Source organism: Bacillus sp. FSL L8-0358, from assembly GCF_038593095.1.
In the GTDB taxonomy this organism is placed as follows: Bacteria; Bacillota; Bacilli; order Bacillales; family Bacillaceae; genus Bacillus; species Bacillus subtilis.
The window spans coordinates 246,446-272,401 of the sequence record NZ_CP151962.1 but is presented as its reverse complement, the minus strand read 5'-3'; the positions used below and the strand labels follow the sequence as shown (position 1 = coordinate 272,401).

Here is a 25,956-nt window from a genome sequence, read left to right as displayed (position 1 = left end):
GTTTACTTATAGACCATTTTCGCCGCGACTTCATCAATCGCGTGCCGCATTTCCTCCTTCGTATTATAAAAATGGGGAGCGAGACGGATAACATTGTCCCGCGGCGCGCAAATCACTTTTTTCTTCTTCAGCAACGCCGCCGTTTCCGATGCCCGCTCACCCCGGATCGCAACCATGCCCGGCTGAATCCCCTCTTGTCCTGCCGCCAGCTTCAGGCCTTTTTCAGCGGCATATTGAACTGCATCGGCACAGATCATTTTCACATGTTCCCGGATATGAGAAACCCCAATATGATTCAGCAGCGATAAAGCAGCTGCAGCTGCGTATACGCTGATAAAAGCTGGGGTGCCCGTTTGAAAACGGCGCGCGTCTTTTGCATAAACCCCATCAAATCCGTTCTCTCTGCCGAACCAAGCTGATGCTTTCGGCTTCAGTGCGTCAGCCAGCTCCTTTCTCACATAAAGAAACGCCACACCCGGTATGCCGAGCAAATACTTCCGGGTGCCTGCTGCCAGCATATCTACGCCCCATTCCTTCACATCAATGGGAATATGCCCGGCTGATTGATAAGCATCTACAAACAATAAAGAGCCCTTTCTCTGAGAAATCTCGGCAATCGCTTTTATATCCTGAACATAGCCGTCACGATAATGAACGTGAGGAACACACGTCAGTACTGTTTCATCCGAAATATGCGTTTCATACTGTTCAAGCGGCAGCACGCCGTCTATTGATGGAATGACGGATACGGTATAATCGGAGTGTGCCTGCCAAACATGAGGCACCGCCGGAAAATCCATATCTGTATATACAACGTGCTTCTTTCCAAATGCAGTTAAGGACGATGCTACAGAAACCAGCGCATCAGAAACTGACGGCACAATCGCCACTTCATCCGGTTCAGCCCCGATCAGCTTTGCAAACTCGTTTCTCGCAAACTCTGTTTTTTCGATCGCTTCTTTCCAGTTCGTCCCCATATACAGCAGGCTATCATGATAATCCTGGATCGCCCTTGATACTGGCTCTGCCAATGCGCTCTGAGAACAGCTGGCAAGCATCGTATGCGTCTGCAAGGTTGGGAATAAATGACGATACTGCTGCGGCAAATGCTCCATTATGATTCACTCCTTTACATTATTTTGATGAAAAACCCATAAATAAACAATAGAATGAAAGAAAAAGGAGATGGGAAAATGAGAAAAAAAGTGCTGATCACTGGCTTTGACCCTTTTGACAAAGAAACCGTCAATCCATCATGGGAAGCGGCGAAACGGCTTAATGGCTTCGAGACGGAAGAAGCCATTATTACAGCGGAACAAATTCCAACCGTCTTTAGATCCGCTCTGGACACTCTGCGCCAAGCCATTCAAAAACATCAGCCAGATATCGTGATTTGTGTCGGCCAAGCAGGAGGACGGATGCAGATTACACCGGAACGAGTGGCGATCAACCTTGCAGATGCGCGAATCCCCGATAACGAAGGACAGCAGCCGATTGATGAAGAGATTTCTCCAGACGGACCCGCCGCTTACTGGACAGGGCTTCCCGTGAAACGAATGACTGCTAAGATGAAGGAACACGGCATTCCAGCTGCGGTTTCCTACACAGCGGGGACCTTTGTATGCAACTATTTGTTCTACGGGTTAATGGATCACATTAGCCGGACATCCCCGCACATTCGCGGCGGTTTTATTCATATTCCTTACATTCCGGAGCAAACAATCGACAAAACAGCGCCGAGCCTCAGCCTGGACACGATTGTCCGGGCATTGAGAATCGCCGCTGTTACGGCCGCACAATATGATGAAGATGTGAAGTCACCGGGCGGTACGCTGCACTAAGCGGCCGCCGCTGTTTCTTCCCTCAGCCTCTTTTTATAGACAAACGCCGATAGGGTGACACTCACTTCAAACAGGACAAGAAGCGGGATCATCACGAGAAAATCAGAAATAAAATCAGGCGGTGTAATCAATATGGACACGACAATCAGCAGAAAATAGGAAAGCTTTCTCGCTTTGGCCAGTCTGTAAGGATTTAAGAGGCCCAGCCTTGTTAAAAACATCACCACCAAGGGCATCTCAAACAAGAAGCCGAACGGCAGGCTCAAATTCACCATAAACCTAAAGTAGCGGTCAGCCGTAAACATTGTTTCAAAGTGGCCGGAGGATAAATGAGTCAAAAAGCTGAGCACGATCGGAAACAAGACAAAGTATCCGAAGGAGATGCCCGCCAAAAACAACGCAAATAAACCTGGTATGTACATGAGCGTTACCTTGCGTTCCGTTTTCGTCAGCGCCGGTGCAACGAAACGCCACAGCTGGTACGCGGCAACAGGGATAGAAGCCGCAATGGCACAAATGCCGGAAAGCATCATATACACCCAGAGGATTTCACTCGGCCCAAGCACAGCCAGCTTTCCATCCAAATCCCTGATCAGCCAGTCATAAATGTCCTGTACGAACAAAAAAGCCGTGATGAGAAATAGAAAAAATGCCGCAAGGGTGACGATAATCCGGCGGCGAAGCTCTTCTAAATGCCCGATCAGATGGGTTTCTTTTTTATCCATTCAAAAAAGCCCTCCCTTTCATAAAAAAAGAGGCAGACCCGGTGTCTGCCTCATCAGCATTCAGCCCGCGTTTTTGTCCTGCTTTACCGCTGTCAGCTCAGCTGATTTCTCTTCTTTTTCATCACCAGACACAAGTGATTTTGTGGCGCTTTTAAATTCCAGCAGTGTCCGTCCGGCGGCACGCCCGATTTCCGGCAGCTTGGAAGGGCCAAAAATAATGAGGGCGATGACGAAGATCAGAATCAAGCCCGGTATTCCAATGTTTGAAAACATAATTTCCACTCCTTAATTCGTGATTTTTGCCCGCTTCTTAATCATTTGTTTTTCGTGGGCTTTGTTGTGCGCAAAGAAACGATCCTCTTCGACCTCATCGGATTGCTTCACCCCGCCTTGGATTGTTGTGGATGATACCTTTCTCAACCCAGTTTGGTCTTTCTGGTAAACGAATGAAGCCCTCGTGGAAATGGCTGCGCCCGGCTCGGTCACAAATGGCATCACCCGATAATCGGCTTTCCACTGGTGAGGCGTCACTGTACAGCGGACATATCCGCGATAGTCGTTAAAGAATTTGATGTGCGGATTTTCTTTTAAAATTTGGTCCGTATCCGCTCGCTTATCCGCTCCGTTCCCTCCGGATGTGATCGAGGTTCCGACAAATTCGGCTCCGAATATTTTTGAACTTGTCTTCTCGAAATCGACATGCAAATTCGATGCCCAGCTTGCGTGTACATCACCTGTCAGTACGACAACATTATTCAGATTTTTACTTTTAATGAAATTGATAACCCGTTCGCGCTGAGCCGGGTAGCCGTCCCACGAATCCATGCTGTAGATCGGACTTGCGCTTGTCCCGAAATTCCACTTTGCAAAGAAAATCTGCTGCGCCAGCACATTCCAGTGGGCTGTCGAGCTGCCCAAATTGTCGAAGAGCCACTGCTCCTGTTCTTTTCCAAGCAGGGTCCGATTCGGATTGCGCGATTCATCAGAAGGCGGCTTATTGCCGTCGTTATTGGCTTGGTCGTCCCTGTACTGGCGGGTATCAAGCACATTGAAGGACGCCAGGTTTCCGTACGTAAAGTGCCGGTACAGCTGCATATCTGGGCCATTCGGCAAAGAGGAAATGCGGAGCGGCATATGTTCATAGTATGCCTGGTATGCTGCCGCGCGGCGGAGCACGAATGCTTCAACCGACTGTCCTTTTTCAGGTATTTTATTGGCATAGTTGTTTTCAACTTCATGGTCATCCCAAGTTACAACCCAAGGGAATGCCGCATGTGCAGCTTTAAGATTGGCGTCAGAACGGTATTGAGCGTGACGGTTCCGATAGTCTTGCAGCGTAATGATTTCCGCGCTGTTGTGCGTGCGGACATTGCCTGTTTTTGATACATATTCATTTGGGCCGTATTCATATATGTAATCACCGAGATGGAAGACAAGATCAAGCTTTTCCTTTGCCATATGCTTGTAGGCCGTATAATATCCGTGCTCATATTGCTGGCAGGAAGCAAATGCAAAGGTCATTTGCGGCACATTGGCGCCAGGGGCAGGCAGTGTTTTTGTTTTTCCGACAGGGCTTAGTTCATGGCCGGTTTTGAAACGGTAATAGTACACTTTGTTTGGCTCAAGCCCGTCCGCTTCCACATGAACGGAATGGGCAAGACTCGGTTTAGCCATTTCAGTGCCTTTTCTTACGATTTTACGGAAATGCTCATCCTTTGCGACCTCCCATTTGACAGGCACTGCTTGCTTCGGCATTCCCCCGCCATTCAACGGATCTGGTGCCAGGCGTGTCCAAAGCACGACGCTGTCAGAAAGCGGATCACCTGACGCTACCCCTAATGTAAACGGATAGCTTGAGAATTTAGGCGCAGCATTTACTTCAAAGGCCCCAACCGACTGGGCAATCGTTAATCCAAGAGAAAGTCCTGCAATCTTCCCCGCTCCTTGAATAAATTTACGGCGGTCAAACGTATTGTTTTGAAAGCTTTCCTCTTTCAGTTTCTGTACCCATTCATCAAAACGACTGTCGTATGCCATTCAAGATCCCCTCTCTCCTCATTGATCGTCTCCATTATAGGAAATCATTGTTAAACGACTGTGAAGAAGTGTGAACCGATTGTAAGCGCTGAACATCAAAAACAGGTCTTCCCTCACAAGCCTGCCGCTGAAACATGCCGAAAGCTGGCTGAATGACGCGTTTTCTGCATATCCTGTCGTTTGCAAGCCGCCCATTCGGACTATTTTTCTTCACATGATCTTAAAAAAACAAAAACACCGAGCCATTTCGCAGAATGACTCAGTGCCTTATCAGTTATTTCGAAAACAATCTGCTGAAAAAGCCCTTCTTTTTCGGCTTTTCAGCAGGAGGCTCTTGTTCTCTTACAATCCCTTTTTCCTTCGCTTCTTTCAGCCAAAATGGAAATTCAGCAAGCAGAGCATCATAAAGCTCATCATCAGAAATGCGGTCAATCTCTTCGATATGCAGGAAGTTCGTGTTATCAATGACACGCCCTTCTAACGTATCCAGTTTATTGAGAAAATCAAAGTTTCCGTTTCCGATGCCGACAAACTGCCAGAACACCGGTTTATCAGAAGAAGCTTCAATTATCGGTTTGATTGACTTTTTACAGCCCCCGTCATTGATAAAAACAATGAAAGCAGGATACGAGCTCGGTTCCTCCGCAACATATTTGCGCAGCACGTCCTTCATGACTGGCGGCTCATCATTTCTGCCGAATTTATGCAAGCTGTCATTATTTAAAATTTCACGATCGACATAGCCCGAAAAATCCTTTTCTGAAACTGGCTTTAATCGGGAAAATTCATTATCATACACCCATACATCCAGCAAACCGTTATCATCAAACTGATCAGCCACTGCCAAAATCCGCTCCACCACATTTTGAACCGTCCCGTTTTTGTAGAGCGGTCTCATCGATCCCGTCATATCAAGAACCAGTCCGACACGAGCCGTCACCTTCGTTAACTGCTTTTTCTCCAGTACGATCTTTACACTTTTCTTTTGCAGGTCAATTGTTGCCATTCTGTCATCTCCGTCAGCTCTTTTTTCTTCGATTATCTCACAGGCATATTTTCCATTGCATCTTTTCAAAGAAAAACACCGTTCAATTTGAACGGTGTCCTGTCTCTAAAATGTGTTATATACATTTTCACACGTCTCCGCCGTCGGCTGATAAAAGCAGTGTGACTTAAATCTGGCCACAAACGGCTGGTTATACCACTGGGCTGGACAGTCCCCCTCCGGCCTGAAGTACCACAAACTAAATTTTGCCGGCCAGCGTCTTTCACCGTTAATCGACCGCCGTGCAAGGGCACGCTCGCTATCTCGCGCCCTTTGATAAAAATATCCATGAGTCACAGCCTCAAACGCGTGTGGCTGATAAATCATCTGCCTGATGGTGCGGAGGCCTTTAAAATCTGAGCAATTCGCCCGCAGCCGATTAATTCCAACGTTGCCGACAAGCAGCATCCCCTGCTTGCCTTCACCTTCCGCTTCCGCTCTGAGCAGCCTTGCCATCAAATCAACATCCGCACTCGTTGCTCTCACGACCGCCATCACGTCACCTCCCCTTGATCTCTTTTCATCATATTTCATTACTTCAAAAGTGATGACGGAGGGACAGAGAAGTTTTTAAATTCATTCATCTAACGTCAAAGCAGCGTCCGGTGCGGTACAAGCTTCATGTTTCCGCTGTCGAAGCGCCGCAGCCTCAATTCCTGGATTCACATCATTGACCCCTCCCTAGCAAATTTGCACCCGCCTCCGAAAAGAAATAAGGTTTAACTTTTTACATTTGAGGAATTATACATAACAAATCAAATGACAAAAGGAGGAATTGTAATGACACATGTGAAAGCGCTCGCTATTAAAGGTATTATGACGATTATTGTGTTGTATCTGGTGCTTGGTCTGGGCTTTGGTTTCACGTTTGGTGATACGCTGCTAATGACGATTGTGTTAGGGGTTATTTCTTATTTGCTGGGCGATCTTTATGTATTGCCGAAATGGAATAATATGATTGCAACTTTGGCTGATTTTGGTTTGGCCTTTCTCGTGATCTGGCTGATGGGCATGCCGCTTTCTATGGGGATGACTGGCGGTGAAGTTGCATTGGCGGCTTTATTCGGCGCGATCGTCATGGCAATCGGTGAATATTGCTTCCATTTCTATATGATGAGCAAAGAGATTGGCAAGAAGCATTATCTTGAAACAAGAACAGACTCATAATGGAAAGGCCGATGCTGACAGCATCGGCCTTTTATACATATTGGGCGCCTTTGTTTACGCATCCTGCTTGTCCGCATTCCTGATCGCCATGTAGGAAAAGAACAATCCGAATGCCGCTAACGATAGCGGGATATACACAACAGATGAAATCGAGAAGCCCGGACTTGTTGAGCTGATGAGCATCACAATTACTACAGATGAAATGATGGTCGCCGGAACTGAGTGTTTACGCATCCCAAAAAAAATGGGAACTAAACTGGTTCCAGCGGCGCCAAAAGCGAAAACCGCCATTTTGACCGCCTGTTGAGAAATGATCTCGGAAGTAAGCTCTCCCGGTATGAAATGGTAGATCGAGTTCAGCCAAAAGAAACCAGCGGCTATGAGTATATTTGAAAGTAAAATCGTGATAAACGTCAGTCCGCTCGCGATCATGAGCTTAGCGGTGAGCAGCTTTTTACGGCTGATCGGGTACGTGAACATCACAAGAATGGTTTTGTTTTTATATTCCGAAATCACCAATTTTACGATCAGCACAGCGCCAAATACGATAAATACCGCTCTGACGAAGGTGCCGATGATGAGGAATGCTTCATCCGTACTTTGGAACGAAACCCCGCCATCGGCTTTTTCGGAATAACTGATCAGCCACATAAAGCCCATAATGATCACGTTGGCAATGAGGGCACCTCTGATATACCAGCCCATTTTCATTTTTCTTAATTCGATTCTGATCAAATTCATCAACGTGTCTCTCCTCCTTTACGCACTGATGCTATTGCCGTTGATCAATTTGATAAAATAATCCTCCAGCGACGTATACTTTCTGTTCAATGATTCAATGTCTACATCATTTAAAATCAGCGCTTTGGATATAGCAGCCTGTGAGGCTTCGGCTTCGTAAATTCGGATTGTTTTCTCATTTAAAATTTTAAAGTTGGTTAATTGCAGCTCTTTCTCAAGAACGAAGCAGGCCTTTGTCTGATTCGATGTAACAAGCTCGATGTATTCAGTGTTCTGGCCCCTGACATCCTCCATTGATACCTCTTCAAGCAGCCTGCCGTCCCGAATGACGCCGATCGTGTCCGCGATTTGTTCGATTTCACTCAGCAAGTGGCTTGAGATCAGCAGCGTCATACCGTACTCTTTGCTCAGCACTTGAAACAATTGCCTGATCTTTTTAATGCCGATAGGGTCAAGACCATTCACCGGCTCATCCAGAATGAGCAGATCCGGCTTCGTGAGGATGGCACGCGCAATTCCAAGGCGCTGCTTCATCCCGAGGGAAAAGGTTTTGACGGGTTTTTTGTCGATTTGTTTTAAATTCACCATATCCAGCACTTCTTGTATGGCTTTTTTATTGTGGTAACCCATATATTCACAATGCAGATCTAAATTTTCTTCAGCTGTCAGGTTTTCATAAAAAATCGGATATTCAATCATGCTGCCGATGTTCCCCAGTACCTCATATGACGTGTGGGTGAACTTGTTCCCAAGGATGATGATTTCACCGCTAGTCGGTTTGACAAGGCTCGTCAGCATTTTCATAATGGTTGTTTTCCCCGCGCCGTTCGGGCCGAGAAAGCCATAGATTTCACCTTTTTTAATATGCATGCTGACATTGGATACGACCTCTTTGCCCTGATACGTTTTGGTCAGTCCGTTTGTTTGTACGATATAAGTCAACTTTGTTGCTCCTTCCATCTCTTTTCCTGTTTTCTATTGTAGCGGCGAGCCCTGTCATTTTTATTTCTCAAACCTTAAGAAATTCTTACGATTAATATGTCATGCGTTTCAATGTGATCGTAAATGCAGTCCGTTCGTACGGCTTGCTTTGGACGGATATGGTGCCTCCCATTTTTTCTGTAAGCCGTTTTGTGATGGTTAAACCCAGTCCGCTTCCTTGAAATGCTTTATTTCTGGATTCTTCAAGTGTGTACAGCCTCTCAAACACCCGCTGCTGATCGATTTCACTAATCCCTTTTCCGCGATCCCATACGGTGATGGCGATGTTCCTCTCATCATAAGACAGCGTCAGCCCGATTAACTTGCCGGCCGCGCCATATTGAATCGCATTGGACAATAGGTTTTGCAGGATTCTGTCCAGAGCCTCTTCATTCGCCTGCGCATACACCGGCGTATCGGGAATATCGATGGCTGCTTGAAAGCCTTTTGACTGAACAGTGTCATAATAGTGAAGGATATTTCGTTTGCATATGTCGTTCATATGTACTTTGGTGATCGGGATCTCTTTATCTTCAGATTCTAATTTCGCTAAATCAAAAAAGGAATTGATCATCTGAATAAGTTCATTTGTTTTCTGGCGGAGCTTCCCCAGCAATCTTTCCCGCTCTTCGTCCGGCATGTTCGGGTCACTTTGAATGGCTTCGATATAACCGAGAATGACCGTTAACGGCGTTTTCAGGTCGTGCGACATATTGGTCAGCATCCGCTTCATGGATTGCTCTGTTTTGGCAAATTGGGCGCTGATCTGCTGACGATTCTCAACGATAAGATTGATGTTTACAAGCAAGTCTTTGAGCGCATGATCGTCTGTAGGAAGCAAAATTTGTCCTGCCGAATCCCGGCTGAGCATGTAGCTAAGCTGGTCAGCCGTGTAAGCCAGATTCCCGTCCCGCTTCTTTTTCATTATGAATTGAATCACATTCAGACACGCCAGAGCGATGACAGCGGCCACCCATAGCACTGTCATTCTAAAACTCTCCTAATTTATAACCGATGCCCCATAGCGTTTTAATATATTGAGGGGAGGAGGGGTCATCCTCAATCTTTTCTCTGAGCCGCCGCATATGTACGTTAATGATGTTCTGATCATCAAAGTACTCTTCATTCCAGACGGAACGATAGATTTGTTCTTTCGTAAACACTTTTTTAGGATTTGATGCAAATAAGCACAGCAGCTGCCATTCTGTTGACGTCAGCTGGAGCGGTTGTCCGTTTTTCAAAACGGAAACATTGTCTACGTCTATCGCAAGCTGGTGAATCCGGATCACCTTATTCACAGCCGGCTCCTCTGCCGAATATTGCGTCGCCCGCCGTATCGCGGCTTTTACTCTGGCTGTCAGCTCAATCATCGAAAACGGTTTGGCGATATAATCATCCGCCCCAAAGCCCAGTCCCAATGCCTTGTCCACATCTCCGTCTTTTGCCGAAATCATTAAGACCGGTATATTGCTTTTTTCCCGGATGATTTTCAGAAAATCCATGCCGTTCAGCTTCGGGAGCATGATATCAAGGAGGACCAAATCGTATGAACCCTGCTGAAACAGCCGGATGCCCTCTTCTCCGTCGAAAGCATGCACAATTCCAAAGCCTTCTTTTGTTAAATAATGATCCACCATTTCACTGATTGAGTGGTCGTCTTCTACAAGCAATATGCGCTGCATCTTCTCACCTAACCTTTACAAAATCAAAAAACACACACGTAATTACACTTATTGTAATTGAAAAACGTGTGTGTTTTATAAAAATTATTCTTTTTTTCCTGTTTTCAGCTTCCTGTATTCTATGCCCGTAATGACAAAGAATACGGCAGCGCATCCAATGACTTGAATAAGCCCCAGCCGTTCACCGAGAAATAAAGCTCCATAGAAAATCGTCAGGATAGGCCCTGCCATTGAAATGGCGGCGGCTCGCTGTGCCCCGATTCGTTTTATGCCCTCAAGCATTAGCACAAATGGAATCACAGTGGTCACGACTGCAATTACCGCGAACAAACCATACATAGCAAGCGGATATGCTGCCATTGGCGTATTCATGCCAGCCGCCGATTTTATCCCTGTGTAAAGCATCATGGCAGCTCCAGCAGCTGTCATCCCGTATGCATTGAGACGGATACCCCCGATTTGATGGACGAGATGCCCGGAAAGGACAAGATAACCAGCATAGACGGCCGAAGATAACAAAATGAATACAGCTCCAATCATATTCGCCTGAAAAAGCTCAGCATTCCAGCCGCCCAGCGCCAAGAAAAGCCCAAACATGACCGCCAGAACTGCGAAAAGGTCCTGAATTGAGGACATTTTCCGGTCACGACACGCGGTGAGTCCAAACACAAACAACGGATAGCTCATCAGCAATATACGTTCAACCATTGCGGATACATGGTTCAGCCCGATAAAATCAAGCAAGGGAGACAAAAAAAAAACAAAACACTCCCGCGCCACAAGCCTTCCATATGTCTCCTTTTTTCTTACCGTCTGGCATTGGAGGACGGTATATTAAAAAAATCAGCCAAAACAGCGGAACAGCCAGCAGCTGCCTGTATAGCAGCACGGCATCTGGCTCAGCACCCATTTGGTATAACCATTTTATCCAAATCGATTTAGACGCAAAACAAACTGTTCCGATCAGCAAAAAAATCGTACCTGATGCGGCCTCACTAATCTTACTCTGCTCTTCTGCTCTCATCTCAGCTCAGCTTTTCTCCTTTACTTATTCAAATGCTTTTGGATAAAATCCAGAAGCGTATATCCTTGAGCAGTCAGAATAACACCTTTGCCGCTGCAGGCCGGGCAAGGTGTTCCTTCGATTTCTCCCGCTCTTTCACATTTAGGACATGCGACCTCAAGATCATCAGTTGCAATGACCATTTGATATCCTCCTTTCTAACTCATCTGCTATGCCACCACCAGCCATCGTCCATTGGCCGTCACCTCCTTTAAGAAACACAAAAACCCCCGTCCTATGCAAAGGACGAGGGTCTCGCGGTACCACCTTTATTAACAGCTATACAGCCATTCACTCTAAGTACAGAAAACCTATGTTTCGATACTCCTCTCTTGGTAACGGGGAGAGAAACCCGGCATCGCCTACTATCCGTTCAGCAAAGCAATTCAGAAGCCCATTCGGCATCAGGGGAGGATCGGTTCACACCTGCCACCGACTCTCTGAACCTCCATTCTGTGCGTACTTGCTCTTCCTCACGATTGTTGATCCGTTCTATTATTTGTAAAGTTTATAATACTCGGTTCCATGAAACGAAGTCAATTCTTAATCCGATGTTACACCGAGTGCTTCTAGCGCCATATTGACGTGCTCCTCCTGCTGTGTTTGCAGAGCGAATTTAGCTATTTCCAGCGGATATGCCGCTTGCATCTCTGAGATGTGTTCCTGCATTTTGGCCCATTTCCGGCCGCCTGCTTGATCATAGTATTCAAGCAAACGGGCAGTTTCTTTTTCTCCGAAAATGGTTTGATAAAGAACAAAATCCTTGGCTGGGTCAGCAACCTTCGCTTCTGTCCAATCCAGAAGTCCTGTGACACGTCCATTTTGATCGATAAGGATATGCGGCGGGTGGAGATCGCCGTGTATCAAAGAAGAGAAACCCGGCCAGTATGCATCATCATCTATCCACTTTTGCCATCTTTCCCAAAGCGTCGTAGATACGCCAAGCTTATTCTTCACATCAACCATAGAGTCTGCTGTCATTTGCCTGAAATCTTCTGGCCTTATCACTTCTATTCCGGATTGCCCAGCAGATATTTGATCCGTGCCATGTAATTCAGCCAGTATGTCGGCAAGTGTGCGGACAAAGTCGTCTGACGGCGGCTGATGATTCATATTCCAAACATATTGCTTTTGTTCCAAATCAATCCCGGCCGCCGGCGTTCCTTTTAACATGGGGTAAGCGATCAATTCCGGCGTGTGAATTCTCCAATCCGGCACATCAGCAGTCAGATTCGCGCGGAGAAAGGCAAGCGTTCTGCCTTCCGCGGATGCTCTTTCCACAACATCACTTCGCCGCGGTTTTCGCAGCACCCATGGCATACCTGTGTCGTCCTTGGCAAATACAACTTGAAAGTCCATTCCGGTTTCATTCAATTGCGCGTTCTCAGAATGAACCGTCAAACCTTGGCTGCGTGCAAGCCCGACAATCTCAGTGATAAGCTGTTTTTCGTTAAGGTTTGTCATCCCATTTCCCCTTTCTCATGCTCCGGCCTGCAGTAGAGAGAAGGGATGCTTGAAGGCACAAAAAAGGGCAGGCACGCCACCCTCTTTTTTGATAATCATGTAAGGGCTCATACATAGGCGGATTCATCCCGATTCTCTCGCATTCAGGCGAGAGTTGTTCACTATTGAATTCGTGTCACTCTGAATCTCATGAATGCCATGCTGGAACCCCTCCGTTCTTTGTTTGTTGATTATCATTTTACATCATATTCCAATTTCAATCTACTAGAACAATAAATCAAGTCACTGGAGCAGGATTAAACAAGCACAAATCATTATGAAGACCCCAACGGTCTGCCCACGTTTGTTTGCGGCCGCTTGCCACATCCAAAATCGTCCTGAAGATTTCCCAGCCTACATCTTCGATACTGGCCTCTCCTGTCGCGATTCGGCCGGCATTGATATCGATTAAATCTGCCCAATGCTCTGATAAGGAATGCCGCGTCGATACTTTCAGCACCGGCGCAGCAGCCAGGCCATACGGTGTTCCCCTCCCTGTCGTAAACACCTGCAGATTCATGCCCGCAGCCAGCTGCAGGGTGCCGCACACAAAATCGCTTGCCGGTGTCGCCGCGAACAGCAGGCCTTTTTGCTCTGCTCTTTCACCAGGACCGAGCACGCCGGAGATGGGGCTTGTGCCTGATTTGGCTACCGAGCCTAACGCTTTTTCCACCACATTGGATAATCCGCCTTTTTTATTGCCTGGTGACGGGTTTGCGCTTCGGTCTGCGTCTCCCCGCCGGAGATAGCTGTCATACCACTTCATCTCTTTGATCAGTGATTGTCCGACCTCTTCACTGACAGCCCGCGGCGTTAATAAATGAATGGCATCCCGCACCTCTGTCACTTCAGAAAACAAAACCGTTGCACCTGCGCGAACCAATAAATCAGCCGCATACCCCACGGCAGGGTTCGCCGTCACGCCGGAAAACGCATCACTGCCGCCGCATTGCAGGCCGATAACCAGATCCGAAACAGGGCATGACACCCGGGTTCTGCTGTTCAGCCTGATTAACCGTTCCTCCGCCATTTCCAAAATGGATTGGATCATCGCCGCAAAACCCCGGTGATCCTGGAGCGATAGAATGTCATCATCATTTTCGGAGGCAATTCTTTCCGGGAGGAGCTTTTCACATCCCAATCCGATTACCATTACTTCTCCGCCGAAGTTCGGATGCTTCGCGAGATTTTGAATCGTGCGGATCGGAATAACAGCGTCGGGCGCATTGATCGCCACGCCGCATCCGTATTGATGATGCAGCGGCACAACGTCATCGACATTTGGGTATTTCGGCAGCAGCTCTTCTTTTATTCGTTTGACTGCATAATCCAAAACGCCAACAACACATTGAACACTTGTCGTGATGCCGAGGATATTTTTTGTCCCCGCACTGCCATCCGCATTTCGGTATCCTTCAAACGTGTAGCCTTCAAGAGGGGGCCGCGGCTGCGGCACCCTGTTTGCGAGAGGAAGATCGTCTAACGCCGGAGGAGCGGGCATCCTCACGAGGGCTTCCCGTATCCAGCTCCCGCGTTTGATCGTCTCATCAGCAAATCCGATCACCTCTCCGTAACGCACGATCTCATCCCCTTGATTGAGATCGGTGAGGGCCACCTTATGGCCTTGAGGAACATCCTCTTCAAGTACGAGCCCGCATGAGAAAACAGTGCCCTTTGGCAGTCCTCCATCATTTACAATAATCGCGGTGTTATCTATTTCATGCACTTTGATGTAAAGGGGCGCTTGGTTCTTCCTGAGGTTCATCGCCATATGAAAATCACTCCTCATATCTTAGTAAGCGTTTTCTAAATTGGTTTTAAAAAAACCGCAGCTCTTACGTTTCAACTGCGGTTGCTCACCATTATTTTTCATCCATTCCTTTTAGAATTTTGTCACGGACAAATTTCAGATGCTCATACATGTGGTAATGTGCTTTGTACGGATCTCTTTTGGCAAGGGCGTCGTAGATTTTTTTGTGATATTCGACCGTTACATCTCTCTCCCTGTACGGAATTTGGCTGTCAATTTTCGCATGGGTGATCAGCAGGGACTGAATCATCCCTTCAACGACGGGGTTATTGGCGCTTAACGCAATAATTCGATGGAACTCTTTATCCGCTTCACCATAAAGATTGTCAGTGCTGTTGGCAATATCGTCGATCGTCTTCTGCAAGCGCTGAAGCTCTTCCTCATTGATTTTTTCCGCGGCAATTGTCACGAGTCCGAGTTCTAGCGCCATCCGCGCTTCAATGATAGCCGGAAGATTATCAGTGGCCAAGGCAAGCATGACGGAAAATGGCTGCATGCCGATTTTATCGTTGAAATATGTGCCCCCTCGTGTTTTTCTCGTAATGACGCCCAGCGTTTCAAGTGAACTGAGTGCCTCCCGAAGCACCGGCCTGCTGACATGCAAAATGTCCATCAGTTCCATTTCTGTCGGCAATTTGTCTCCGGCCCTCAACTGTCCGCTCGATAATAAATGGACAATCCGTTCGATGACCTGCTTGGCTAATGTTTTCCGATTGACTGTATCGACTTTTAAATCCTCTAAACCTTCGTACACGAACAACTCTCCCTTCAGTTGTTCAATTGTAAGACAAAATAGCGGATATGACAATATTTACAAACAAACTTATCGCACAAGACACGGGCGCTTCCGGTCAAATTCCCAGTTGCTGATCAGGAACTGCATTGGGATCGCGTCATTCCGTGCGCCTAAATTCATTTTCCGGTAGATCTCATGCGCTTTTTCCACTTGTTCCATATCAATATCGACGCCTAGTCCAGGCTTATCCGGCACCTTGACACAGCCAGAAGAAATCTCAAAAGGCTGTTTCGTTAATCGCTGCCCGTCCTGCCAGATCCAATGGGTATCAATCGCCGTGATCCGCCCCGGAGCCGCTGCTGCCACTTGGGTAAACATCGCTAGGGAAATATCAAAGTGGTTGTTGGAATGCGAGCCCCATGTCAAACCCCAATCATGGCACATTTGCGCAACCCGCACCGACCCTTGCATCGTCCAAAAATGCGGATCAGCCAGCGGTATATCCACCGCATGGAGCTGAATTGCGTGACCCATTTCCCGCCAGTCAGTCGCAATCATATTTGTCGCAGTCGGAAGCCCTGTCGCGCGGCGGAATTCAGCCATTACTTCACGAGCGGAGTAGCCATTCTCATCCCCGCACGGATCTTCCGCATACGCGAGCACATCTTGCTTTCCTTTGCATAATGCAATAGCTTCCTCTAATGACCATGCCCCGTTCGGATCAAGAGTGATCCTTGCCTCTGGAAAACGTTTCGATAATGCGGTAACAGCTTCGATTTCCTCTTCTCCCCGCAGCACCCCGCCTTTCAACTTGAAATCCTGAAAGCCATAGCGCTCCTGTGCTGATTCGGCAAGACGCACAATGGCCTCCGGCGTCAGCGCTTCCTCATGGCGCAGACGGAACCACGCACAATCTGACTGCTCATCGCTTTGATACGGCAAGGTCGTCCGCTTTCGGTCGCCGATGTAAAAGAGGTAACCGAGCATTTTTACTTCATCACGCTGCTTCCCTTCGCCCAGCAAAGCCGCGACCGGTTCCTGAAGAAACTTTCCAAGCAAATCTAACAAAGCCGCTTCCAGTGCGGTGACGGCGTGCACAGTGGTGCGCAAATCAAACGTCTGGTTTCCTCGCCCTCCCCTGTCCTGATCGCCAAACTGCTTTCTGACCGTTTGCAATATCGCCTGGTACGCACCGATAGATTTTCCGACAACAAGCGGCTCTGACAGCTCCAGTGTGCGGCGAATATGCTCTCCGCCAGGCACCTCGCCGACTCCCTGATTTCCGCTGCTGTCCGTTAAGATTACGATATTCCGGGTAAAAAACGGGCTGTGTGCTCCGCTTAGATTCAGCAGCATGCTGTCATGTCCCGCAACAGGAATCACCTTCATTTCAGAAATTGAGGGAATATTCGATCTTTTCTCTTTTTGAACCTGCTCTTGTATCGGTGAACTCATGCATTTTCCTCCCTTTATAAAGCGCTTTCATAAATATTAGACAGGCAACGATTGATCGGGGCCTTGTTCTTGTTTCTTTAACACGACCCGTTTGATCGGCCCGACCAGCAGCAAATAGCTGAGGATCGCCGCAATCGCGTTAGCGCCGACAAACACAAGCGCGCCATTGAAAGATCCAGTGGCATTGACAATGTATCCGATAATAATCGGTGTTGTAATTGAGGCAATATTTCCGAAAGTGTTGAACAAACCGCCGCTTAATCCTGCACATTCTTTCGGAGACGTGTCCGATACAACAGCCCATCCCAATGCGCCGAAGCCTTTTCCGAAAAACGCGAGCGACATAATGACAACGACGAGCCATGCTGAATCTGTGTAGTTGCAGACAATCATACTGCAAGACAGCAGCATGCCGGCAATGATTGGCACTTTTCTTGCAAAGGTCAGCGAACGGCCTTTTTTGAGTAAGATGTCTGACACAATGCCCCCAAGGACGCCGCCGGCAAATCCGCACAGCGCCGGCAGGGAAGCGACAAACCCAGCTTCAAGAATAGACATGCCGCGGGCCTGAACCAAATATACCGGAAACCATGTGAGAAAGAAATAGGTGAGAGTCGTAATACAGTATTGCGCGATGTACACGCCAATCAGCATGCGGTTCGTTAACAGCTGTTTGATATACGGCCATTTCGATTCTGTTTCTTGTTTGCTTTTACTGTCATCCATGGAAATCAGCCCGCCGCCCTGTTCGATGTACGCAAGCTCAGCTTCATTAACCTTTGGGTGTTTTTTCGGTTCATACACCGTTTTTAGCCAGATGACAGCCAGAAGAATGCCCGCAATACCCATGACAACGAAGACGGAATGCCAGCCGAAAGAGTGGGTAAGCCAGCCCATTAAAGGAGAAAAAATGACGATTGCGAAGTATTGTGCTGAATTAAAAAAGGCTGAAGCTGTCCCGCGCTCGGAGCTTGGAAACCATGAGGCAACAACTCTGCCGTTTCCGGGAAATGAAGGCGCTTCTGATAAACCAACCAGAAAACGCAGTGCAAACAGCAGGATAATCGCTGTGCCGGCGGAGAAAAAGCCAATCGCCCCTTGCAGCAGCGTAAAAAACGACCAGAAAAAGATGCTTAACGCAATGATAGTCTTTGAACCAAAACGGTCCAGCAGCCAGCCGCCCGGAAGCTGTCCGATGACATAAGCCCAGCCAAAGGCAGAAAAGACATATCCCATGGCGACCGAGTCCAATCCCAAATCATGCTGGACGGAATCTCCGGTGATGGAAAGCGTCGCTCGATCCGCGTAGTTAATAGAGGTCACAAGAAACAGCATAAACACGATGAACCAGCGCACGGACGTTTTTTTGCCCGCCGGTGTAACACTCGCAAAGTCTTTTTTCATAGTATCTTCTCCTTTTCAAAGTAGAGAATCATATGCTGGCTGTGATAAAGCCGGGAAAGAGACGCACGCCTCTTTCCAGCACCATTACGGCTTCACAAAAACGGTTTTAATCGCCGTGAAAAAGTCCTTCGCTGCCTCACCCTGTTCTCGGGAGTGGGAGCTCGACTGCTTCATGCCGCCAAAAGGCGCCTGCAGCTCAACACCTGCGCTTTCTGCATTGATCCGAACCAGTCCGGCATCGATTTCATCAATGAAAGAAAGCATTCGGCCGATGTTTTCCGTGAAGATGGATGCACTTAAACCGAACTTCACATCATTGGCGATGTTCAGCGCCTCCTCCATCGAGTCCACCTTGATCAAGGCGATCACCGGACCGAAAATTTCCTCCTGGGCAATTGTCATCTCAGATGCCACATTGTCAAAGATGGCAGGCTGAACATAATAGCCGTTTTGATACTTTCCGTTCTCCAGCTTTTCTCCTCCTATTAAAAGGGAAGCGCCCTCCTGTTTGCCTTTCTCAATGTATGACAGGCAGTTATCAAGCTGATTCTTGCTGGCAATCGGTCCCATCCAGACATCCTCTTTTAAGCTGTCTCCGATTGTAATATCTTTTGTGCGGTGAAGCAGTTTTTCTTTAAAGCGCTCGTAAATTCCGCTTTGCACGATGACACGGCTTGTCGCGGTGCATTTCTGGCCGGTTGAACGGAAGGCCCCCGTTATGACAGCTTCAGCCGCAGCTTCAAGGTCAGCATCATCAGCTACGATGACAGGGTTTTTGCCGCCCATCTCAAGCTGGTACTTGGCTCCCCTCGCTAAAGCGGCTTGACCGATGATTTTTCCGACTTGATTTGAACCGGTAAACGTAACGGCGTTTACACCGTCATGCTCAGCAAGCCCCTGACCGACAACAGAACCCGGGCCTGTCACCAAATTGATGACCCCTGCCGGGAGCCCCGCTTCCTCAAAGCAGGCAATGATCTTCGCGCATGTCACAGCTGTTTCTGTCGCCGGTTTGATGACAACGGTATTGCCGTATACCAATGCCGGCGCCATTTTCCAAATCGGAATCGCCACTGGGAAGTTCCACGGAGAAATCACGCCGACCACACCGAGCGGAACACGGGTGGTAAACATGAGCGCGTCTTTGTCAGTAGACGGAATGACGTCACCCGTTTTTCGCATGCCCTCTCCGGCGTAATAGCGCAGAATGGCAATCCCCCGGGCTGTTTCTCCCTTCGCTTCCGGCAATGTTTTACCCATTTCACGCGTTGCACAGGCGGCGATTTCCTCCAAGCGCTGCTCCATGATATCCGCTGTTTTGTATAAGTATTGGCCGCGCTCGGCACCCGTCAGCTTTCTCCAAGCCGTTTTGGCTTCATTGGCGGCGGCGACGGCACGTTCCACATCTTCAGCCGTTGAATTCTGTACATATCCGACAATATCATTCACATCGGCAGGGTTTTCGACCTTGACCATATCGCCTGATTGAGACTTAACCCACTCTCCGTTAATAAAGTTGAGGTACGTGTTTTGTTCCGTGATCACAGACATGCCCATTGCCCCTTTCGTGTTTTTTCTGGTCAAACCGTCGCGGCTTTTTTCGGAAAACGGTCAGCCGCCCGCTTCAAAATTGCTTCCAATTGCTGATAATGATCTTTTTCAACCGGGCCGACAGGCGGTCTGGCTGTATTCCTTACATTCAAACCCATGATTTCCATACCGGCTTTAATCAAGGATACGGCGTAGCCTTTCCGTTGTTTGCGAATGTCGTTGATCGGCAGAATCACATGCCGATAGAGTTCCTTCACAAGCTCGTCATTTCCGTTTTTCAATGCATCATAGAACATTCGCGAAATATGCGGGATATAATTTGAAATCGCTGAAGAGTAAGAGTGGAACCCGATCGGCAGATAAGCCGGCATCGTCACTTCAGCCATCGGCATTCCGTTGAGCCATCCTAAGCGGTCGCCGATCGTATAGACGAGGTTGATATTCAAATCCATATTTCCTACCCCGTCTTTGACACCGACAAGCTGTTCACATTCGGTCAGACGTTTGATCTGTTCAACTGAGAGAACGGCGTTATCGCGCTGATAAAGAATCGCGTTCAAGTCAGTGCTTTCAATAATCGTTTTCGCATACTGGTACAGCCCCTCCTGTTCGCCATGCACCAAATACGGAGGCAGAATCAAGTAGCCGTCGGCGCCTTTTTTCTCCGACAGCTGCGCCCAATCAAGCGCTGTGCTGAGGTTGCCGCCCACCCCCGTGTAGACCGGCACCTTTCCTCCGGCTGCCGAGACTGCGACTTCCACCATTTGCTCGTATTCTTTCTGGCTGAGAGATTGAAATTCACCAGACCCGCAAGCGATAAAAATCGCTTCCAATCCTTCTTCCAGCAAAAACTCAATGTTTTGAAAAAGAGCTTCTTCCTCCAGTTTTCCTTGTGTGTTAAAAGGAGCAACCGGAAAACCTAAAATTCCAGCGGGTGCTTTTCTGATACGGCTCATCAACATAACCTCCTGTTATTTGTGTATACAGCCTCTATCTGTAAGCGCTTTTATTGATTTTTCTTTTACATCCGCTCCTTCCCATATATCCTTTTGTTTAATTGTAAGACAAATAAACAATAAGTCAATATCTTTATTTTCTGATATTTTATAAAAAAGCGGTAAATCATTGTCCGGCCGGGATTCTGCGCAGCAAAAAAACAGCCTGGTCAGCCGGCTGTTTGGTTTATATCCTTCTTTGTTTCATCGTTTCATGCAAAAGCTTTGCTTCCAAAAAAAACACGTGGATGAATTTTTTCATATTTATTCTAGCAGGTGCAAGGGGTTTTGCATCCTTGGATTGGAGTTCTTTCATTTTCTGGCTGACAACCGGAAAATCAAAGAATTTCGATGCATAGGTTTCAAATTTTGGATTCGAAAAATCAGTTGTGCCCAGTGAAGCAAAATGGTGCAGCGAATGAATAATCGCTCTGCGGATACGCTGCTCCGAGGCTTTCATTTCGCGATTGACTTCCGTCTGTGAGGCCCCTGTCCCCAGCTTCCGTACCGCTACTTGGGTGAATATTTGTTTTAGCGAAGGGCTTTGTTTTTCGTGCGGCTCGGATTGCTCGTGTTCTGCTAAATACTGCAGGACCGCCATGAGATCATGTGCGCCGCCTTCTCCCATCATGCCCAGCTCGGACAACAGGAATGTTCCTGCCTCTTTTAAACCGCTGTCACTCTTCTGCTGGGGACGCGCTTTCCGTTCAGTCCGATTGACAAGCCGGCTTAGAGAATGCTGAATGGCTCCAATCGAGTGTTCAAGCTCGATCCGCTCCTTCACCTTTTGGAGAACCGTGACAATTTCAATGCGGTTAATCGGCTTATGGATAAAATATTCGATGCCGAGCGAGTACGCTTCCCCGACCATTTCCTTCGCCTCCACTTGAGAGATCATTACGATTTTGCCGGAGTACGTATTCTGGATCTGACGAATCGTCTCAATGCCGTCTCTTCCGGGCATTAACAGATCGATTAATAAAATATCAATCTGCTTAAATTGCAGCATATGCCCTTCCACTTGGCTTCCGTCGTCTGCTTCACCAGCAGCTTCCCCGAGATCTTCGTCCTCAATGATCTGCCTTAAAATTGACCGCACCGCACGGTCATCATCTGCAATAAAAAAACGCATAGCTTTTGGTTCACCCTTTCTGAATCAAATGCCGGACAGGCAGCCTGATGGCAAACACCACTCCCCGCTGCTGATTATCAAACGTGATATCCCCTTCTAGCTCTGTCACGATTTCCTTTACGTAGGAAAGTCCGATACCCGTAGAAGGCGTGCCAAATTCGTCATATTTTGAAGTAAAGCCCGGGTCAAACACAATGTCTCCGATTTTCTCAGAAATCCCGGGGCCATTGTCTTCCACCTGGAATTCTACCATACTCTCATTTGGCTTACGGAGCCTCAGGCTGACCATTCCCTCTTCATCCATAGCCTCTACCGCATTTGCTGTTAGATTATTAATGATCGAAAGCACGATAAATACGTGATATTCGTCATGCTCTCCCTCTATGGAGCAGTAAAAACCAATCTGCTTTCCTAGTGCTTCAGCGTACTTTTCATTCATTCGAATCACGAGCTGCAGCAAATCAGAAGCCCTCATATAATCTCTCAAACTCTCATTCGAAATCAGTTTTGAAAGCCCTGCGAATATTCGCTGGTTGTCCTTTTTCACTTCATGAATCTCTCCGGCCAGTCTCAGGATTCTGCCGCTCAGCTGAACATCCTTGCCCTTCATTTCCCGATAGAGCTGATACGAATCGTTTGTCACTTTCTCTGTCGTTTTCAATGTCTTTTTTAGGTGCACCGTTTCTTCATATAAATTGGAAACGATCATCAGCATGTGCTCGTGCTGCTGCCTTGTCTGTTTTTCTCTCGATTGTGTTTCATACAGCTTCAGCACACTATAAAAGCTCATCACAATAAATGTGTGAGAAATCGCAATCACCGCAATGTCAGTGATTTTCTCAGGCGTGACAACCGTATGAAAAATGAGAAATTGCACAGCCAGCTCGACACAATCTGACACAACTTCAATCATAAACCCAATGAAACCGAGCATAATCGGCCGTTCACGGAAACGATTGGCCTTTAATATGGAAAACAGACAGGCGTAAGTCATATAAAAGAAAAAGCCAGACGCTTGATCATACAGAATCGGAGTCAGTCCATTGTGTCCTCCGCCCCATAATTCCAGTAAGACGCGAAAGATGAAAACAGCCGCTCCAGTCAGAAAACCCGGCAGCACAGCGGGCACATGCCGCAACAACGATAAAAAGAAGAAAAAAACCGGTGCCCCAAAGCTGACCCGGAATTCTTCATTGAGGGGATAAAATTTCAGTTCACCGGCCAGCGGCACCGTTATCAGCATGAGGGCCAGTATATATCCGTCTTTTTCAATAAACCGTTCCAGTTTTATGTTGATCACATCCTCGCTTTTTATTTTGGGGAATCGGGCGAAAACCTGCAAATTGCTTTTGACCCAGAAAATAAGGTTTTTATAAATCTTACTGCTTATTTTCAAAATGTTTTTGTCGTATTTTGTATGATTCTGTAGTCGCCATTATACAGTAATTATACCTTCCGCTATCATGAAAGCGTTTAACGCCCCTTTAGCCTTCGTTTTGATACACCTCAGTCCTTTAAGAAAAAAATCAGTGAGGAGGAATTCGATGAAAGAATTGATAAAAGAGCACCAGAAAGACATAAACCCGGCGTTACAGCTGCATGATTGGGTTGAGTACTATCGCCCTTTTGCCGCCAATGGACAAAGTGCAAACTATATCCCCGCATTAGGAAAAATCAATGATTCACAGCTCGGCATCTGTGTATTGGAGCCTGATGGAACGATGATACACGCCGGCGACTGGAACGTCTCTTTTACCCTGCAAAGCATTTCAAAAGTGATTAGCTTTATTGCCGCCTGCATGAGCCGCGGCATTCCCTATGTGCTGGACCGCGTAGATGTCGAGCCGACAGGCGACGCCTTTAATTCAATCATTCGGCTCGAAATCAACAAGCCGGGAAAGCCCTTCAATCCCATGATCAACGCGGGCGCCCTTACCATCGCTTCGATTCTTCCCGGAGAATCGGCATACGAAAAGCTCGTGTTTCTTTACTCGGTGATGGAAACTTTGATAGGAAAACGGCCGAGAATTCATGAGGAAGTATTCCGTTCTGAATGGGAAACCGCCCACCGCAACAGAGCGCTGGCCTACTATTTAAAAGAAACAAACTTTTTAGAAGCTGAAGTAGAAGAAACACTTGAGGTGTACTTGAAGCAATGCGCTATGGAGAGCACTACAGAAGATATTGCGTTGATCGGCCTGATCCTTGCTCATGACGGGTATCATCCGATTCGACGCGAGCAGGTGATTCCAAAAGATGTCGCAAAATTGGCCAAGGCATTAATGCTGACGTGCGGCATGTACAACGCTTCAGGCAAATATGCGGCGTTTGTCGGCGTGCCGGCCAAAAGCGGCGTCTCCGGCGGCATCATGGCGCTGGTGCCTCCAAGCGCCAGAAGAGAACAGCCTTTTCAATCCGGATGCGGCATCGGCATTTACGGGCCTGCCATTGATGAATACGGCAACAGCCTCACTGGCGGTATGCTGCTGAAGCATATGGCGCAGGAATGGGAGCTCAGCATTTTTTAAATATGAAAAAAGAGGTGATTCTATGCAGCAAATCCTGGAACATATCGTCGGTATTGCAAATGATCTTTTGTGGTCAAAGCTATTAATTGTTTTGCTCCTTTCTTTTGGAATCTATTTTACGTTCAGGCTGAAGTTTTTACAGGTTCGCATGCTGAAAGAAATGGTCAGGGTATTAAGAGAAGGTGCTGCTTCCCGATCGAAAAACAGCATTTCTCCGTTTCAAGCCTTTTGCATCAGCATGGCGGCCCGTGTCGGAACGGGAAATATTACGGGCATTGCCATCGCCATTGCACTCGGCGGGCCCGGTGCAATCTTCTGGATGTGGATTATCGCCATTATCGGATCAGCATCTAGCTTTGTGGAAAGCACACTGGCTCAGATTTATAAAGTAAAAGATGTAAACGGCTTCCGCGGCGGGCCTGCGTATTACATGGAAAAAGGGCTGAACAAAAGGTGGATGGGCGCGCTGTTCGCTGTGTTAATCACCTTATCGTTCGGTATCGTCTTCAACTCGGTTCAATCCAATACAGTCAGCCTTGCCTTTGAAAACGCGTTTGGCACAAACCGCCTGACATTGGGACTCATTTTAATTACTGTATTCGGCACGATTATTTTTGGCGGAGTCAAGCGCATTGCAAAGCTGGCTGAATCCATTGTCGTCGTATTGGCTGTCCTGTATATCGGAGTTGCGTTTTTCGTCATTTTTACCAACATTACGCAGCTGCCAGGTGTGCTTGCGCTAATCGTGAAAAATGCGTTTGGTTTTGATCAGGCCGCCGGCGGGGCTTTGGGCGCGGCACTCATGCAAGGCGTCAGACGGGGAATTTTTTCAAACGAAGCGGGAATGGGGAGCGCACCGAATGCCGCTGCCACCGCCACAACAAGCCATCCTGTCAAACAGGGGCTGATTCAAGCGCTTGGTGTCCTGTCAGATACGCTAATCATTTGTACAAGCACCGCCTTTATCATCCTGTTTTCGGATGCCTATCATACTCCGGGTCTGAGCGGAATCGCCTTGACACAAGCCTCCCTCAGCTCCCATGTCGGATCATGGGCATCAGGCTTTCTCGCCATTCTGATTTTGTTATTCGGATTCTGTGCTCTAATTGGAAACTATTATTATGGCGAAACCAATATCGGCTTTTTGAACAAAAGCAAAAAACTGATTTTTGTCTACCGTATCGGCGTGCTGGCAATGATCGTGTTTGGCTGTGTTGCCAAAGTCCAGCTCGTCTGGGATCTTGCTGATTTGTTCATGGGTTTGATGGTCGTCGTGAATTTAATCGCGATTTTCTTACTATCAAAGGTCGTTTTTACGGCGCTGAAAGACTATACACGCCAGAAAAAAGCAGGCAAGGATCCGGTCTTTTATAAAGATGTGCTCAAAAACCATAATGGCATTGAGTGCTGGCCGGTTTCAGACACAAAGACTGACACGCACAACAAACAAATATCATAAGAAAAGGGTGTTCAGACATATCGGCTGAACACCTTTTCCTTTTTGCGTTTATTGACAAACACGTAAGCCTCCATTACGATTTTCATATCTTTTTCAAAAAA

At 47.5% G+C, this 25,956-nt stretch carries 26 protein-coding genes, 1 pseudogene and 1 other annotated feature; of the genes and pseudogenes, 5 read left to right on the top strand and 22 right to left on the bottom strand.

Features of this window, described 5'->3' with window-relative positions; translation table 11 throughout:
• Positions 1–2 precede the first annotated feature (2 nt).
• A complete protein-coding gene (locus NYE49_RS01520) occupies positions 3–1,115 on the bottom strand; it encodes an aminotransferase class V-fold PLP-dependent enzyme (RefSeq protein WP_047182027.1) in 1,113 nt (370 codons plus the stop codon).
• Between the two features lie 78 nt (positions 1,116–1,193).
• Between NYE49_RS01520 and pcp the strand changes: the two genes are divergently transcribed.
• On the top strand, positions 1,194–1,841 hold the full coding sequence (gene pcp, locus NYE49_RS01515; protein ID WP_015482753.1) for a pyroglutamyl-peptidase I: 648 nt from the start codon (positions 1,194–1,196) through the stop codon (positions 1,839–1,841).
• Here pcp and tatC read toward each other — a convergent pair.
• The 6 genes from tatC to cwlJ form a co-directional block, all read right to left on the bottom strand.
• The gene (gene tatC, locus NYE49_RS01510) at positions 1,838–2,566 is read right to left on the bottom strand and encodes a twin-arginine translocase subunit TatC (protein ID WP_047182026.1); all 729 of its coding nucleotides are present in this window, start codon (positions 2,564–2,566) and stop codon (positions 1,838–1,840) included. The genes pcp and tatC overlap by 4 nt on opposite strands.
• A gap of 60 nt (positions 2,567–2,626) precedes the next feature.
• The gene (gene tatAD / locus NYE49_RS01505) at positions 2,627–2,839 is read right to left on the bottom strand and encodes a sec-independent protein translocase protein TatAD (RefSeq protein WP_003223835.1); all 213 of its coding nucleotides are present in this window, start codon (positions 2,837–2,839) and stop codon (positions 2,627–2,629) included.
• A gap of 12 nt (positions 2,840–2,851) precedes the next feature.
• Positions 2,852–4,603, bottom strand: coding sequence for an alkaline phosphatase PhoD (phoD, locus tag NYE49_RS01500; protein ID WP_015382673.1), 1,752 nt, complete (start codon positions 4,601–4,603; stop codon positions 2,852–2,854).
• 18 nt (positions 4,604–4,621) lie between these two features.
• Entirely contained in the window at positions 4,622–4,798 is a 177-nt protein-coding gene (locus tag NYE49_RS01495; RefSeq protein WP_003234785.1) for a hypothetical protein, read from the bottom strand.
• A 79-nt stretch (positions 4,799–4,877) separates the two neighbouring features.
• Positions 4,878–5,609 carry a VWA domain-containing protein gene (locus tag NYE49_RS01490; protein ID WP_047183526.1) on the bottom strand — a complete coding sequence of 244 codons (732 nt, stop codon included), beginning with the start codon at positions 5,607–5,609 and terminating at the stop codon, positions 4,878–4,880.
• Positions 5,610–5,714: 105 nt separating this feature from the next.
• Positions 5,715–6,143 carry a cell wall hydrolase CwlJ gene (gene cwlJ / locus NYE49_RS01485; protein ID WP_015715185.1) on the bottom strand — a complete coding sequence of 143 codons (429 nt, stop codon included), beginning with the start codon at positions 6,141–6,143 and terminating at the stop codon, positions 5,715–5,717.
• A gap of 285 nt (positions 6,144–6,428) precedes the next feature.
• On the opposite strand from cwlJ, the gene NYE49_RS01480 reads away from it, so the two are divergent.
• Both NYE49_RS01480 and NYE49_RS01475 read left to right on the top strand, forming a co-directional pair.
• Positions 6,429–6,815 (top strand): YndM family protein, encoded by a 387-nt coding sequence (locus tag NYE49_RS01480; protein ID WP_003246313.1) that lies wholly within the window; start codon positions 6,429–6,431, stop codon positions 6,813–6,815.
• Positions 6,775–6,909: a hypothetical protein gene (locus NYE49_RS01475; protein WP_124073449.1), complete on the top strand. Its 135-nt coding sequence runs from the start codon at positions 6,775–6,777 to the stop codon at positions 6,907–6,909. The genes NYE49_RS01480 and NYE49_RS01475 overlap by 41 nt, the downstream gene beginning before the upstream one ends.
• Here NYE49_RS01475 and NYE49_RS01470 read toward each other — a convergent pair.
• The 15 genes and pseudogenes from NYE49_RS01470 to glnK form a co-directional block, all read right to left on the bottom strand.
• Complete coding sequence (locus NYE49_RS01470) at positions 6,870–7,556, bottom strand: ABC transporter permease (protein WP_015382669.1); 687 nt, start codon at positions 7,554–7,556, stop codon at positions 6,870–6,872. The two genes, NYE49_RS01475 and NYE49_RS01470, sit on opposite strands and share 40 nt — an antisense overlap.
• A gap of 18 nt (positions 7,557–7,574) precedes the next feature.
• Positions 7,575–8,498 (bottom strand): ABC transporter ATP-binding protein, encoded by a 924-nt coding sequence (locus NYE49_RS01465; RefSeq protein ID WP_047183525.1) that lies wholly within the window; start codon positions 8,496–8,498, stop codon positions 7,575–7,577.
• A 91-nt stretch (positions 8,499–8,589) separates the two neighbouring features.
• Entirely contained in the window at positions 8,590–9,525 is a 936-nt protein-coding gene (gene ycbM, locus NYE49_RS01460) for a two-component system sensor histidine kinase YcbM (protein ID WP_047182025.1), read from the bottom strand.
• Between the two features lies 1 nt (position 9,526).
• Positions 9,527–10,207: a two-component system response regulator YcbL gene (gene ycbL, locus NYE49_RS01455; RefSeq protein WP_080344252.1), complete on the bottom strand. Its 681-nt coding sequence runs from the start codon at positions 10,205–10,207 to the stop codon at positions 9,527–9,529.
• Positions 10,208–10,303: 96 nt separating this feature from the next.
• Positions 10,304–11,243 (bottom strand): annotated as a pseudogene (locus tag NYE49_RS01450) (DMT family transporter).
• 20 nt (positions 11,244–11,263) lie between these two features.
• On the bottom strand, positions 11,264–11,425 hold the full coding sequence (rtpA, locus tag NYE49_RS01445) for an anti-TRAP regulator (RefSeq protein WP_003234807.1): 162 nt from the start codon (positions 11,423–11,425) through the stop codon (positions 11,264–11,266).
• Positions 11,426–11,521: 96 nt separating this feature from the next.
• Positions 11,522–11,768, bottom strand: a binding site (T-box leader).
• Between the two features lie 57 nt (positions 11,769–11,825).
• Positions 11,826–12,746 (bottom strand): macrolide 2'-phosphotransferase MphK, encoded by a 921-nt coding sequence (gene mphK / locus NYE49_RS01440; protein ID WP_047182023.1) that lies wholly within the window; start codon positions 12,744–12,746, stop codon positions 11,826–11,828.
• A gap of 277 nt (positions 12,747–13,023) precedes the next feature.
• Positions 13,024–14,556 carry a galactarate dehydratase gene (garD, locus tag NYE49_RS01435; protein ID WP_014478709.1) on the bottom strand — a complete coding sequence of 511 codons (1,533 nt, stop codon included), beginning with the start codon at positions 14,554–14,556 and terminating at the stop codon, positions 13,024–13,026.
• A gap of 91 nt (positions 14,557–14,647) precedes the next feature.
• Positions 14,648–15,349, bottom strand: coding sequence for a FadR/GntR family transcriptional regulator (locus NYE49_RS01430; protein WP_003234813.1), 702 nt, complete (start codon positions 15,347–15,349; stop codon positions 14,648–14,650).
• A 69-nt stretch (positions 15,350–15,418) separates the two neighbouring features.
• Positions 15,419–16,786: a glucarate dehydratase gene (gudD, locus tag NYE49_RS01425; RefSeq protein ID WP_047182022.1), complete on the bottom strand. Its 1,368-nt coding sequence runs from the start codon at positions 16,784–16,786 to the stop codon at positions 15,419–15,421.
• Positions 16,787–16,822: 36 nt separating this feature from the next.
• Positions 16,823–18,190 carry a glucarate transporter GudP gene (gene gudP, locus NYE49_RS01420; protein ID WP_047182021.1) on the bottom strand — a complete coding sequence of 456 codons (1,368 nt, stop codon included), beginning with the start codon at positions 18,188–18,190 and terminating at the stop codon, positions 16,823–16,825.
• An 84-nt stretch (positions 18,191–18,274) separates the two neighbouring features.
• Positions 18,275–19,741: an alpha-ketoglutaric semialdehyde dehydrogenase GucD gene (gucD, locus tag NYE49_RS01415; protein WP_047182020.1), complete on the bottom strand. Its 1,467-nt coding sequence runs from the start codon at positions 19,739–19,741 to the stop codon at positions 18,275–18,277.
• Between the two features lie 29 nt (positions 19,742–19,770).
• On the bottom strand, positions 19,771–20,697 hold the full coding sequence (kdgD, locus tag NYE49_RS01410; protein ID WP_015482744.1) for a 5-dehydro-4-deoxyglucarate dehydratase: 927 nt from the start codon (positions 20,695–20,697) through the stop codon (positions 19,771–19,773).
• 226 nt (positions 20,698–20,923) lie between these two features.
• Positions 20,924–21,868, bottom strand: coding sequence for a glutamine utilization two-component system response regulator GlnL (gene glnL, locus NYE49_RS01405; RefSeq protein WP_003234824.1), 945 nt, complete (start codon positions 21,866–21,868; stop codon positions 20,924–20,926).
• 10 nt (positions 21,869–21,878) lie between these two features.
• The gene (glnK, locus tag NYE49_RS01400) at positions 21,879–23,111 is read right to left on the bottom strand and encodes a two-component system sensor histidine kinase GlnK (protein WP_080344251.1); all 1,233 of its coding nucleotides are present in this window, start codon (positions 23,109–23,111) and stop codon (positions 21,879–21,881) included.
• 301 nt (positions 23,112–23,412) lie between these two features.
• Here glnK and NYE49_RS01395 point away from each other — a divergent pair, with 301 nt between their 5' ends.
• Both NYE49_RS01395 and NYE49_RS01390 read left to right on the top strand, forming a co-directional pair.
• A complete protein-coding gene (locus NYE49_RS01395) occupies positions 23,413–24,396 on the top strand; it encodes a glutaminase (RefSeq protein WP_047182019.1) in 984 nt (327 codons plus the stop codon).
• A 22-nt stretch (positions 24,397–24,418) separates the two neighbouring features.
• Entirely contained in the window at positions 24,419–25,855 is a 1,437-nt protein-coding gene (locus NYE49_RS01390) for an alanine/glycine:cation symporter family protein (RefSeq protein ID WP_047182018.1), read from the top strand.
• Positions 25,856–25,956: the final 101 nt, after the last annotated feature.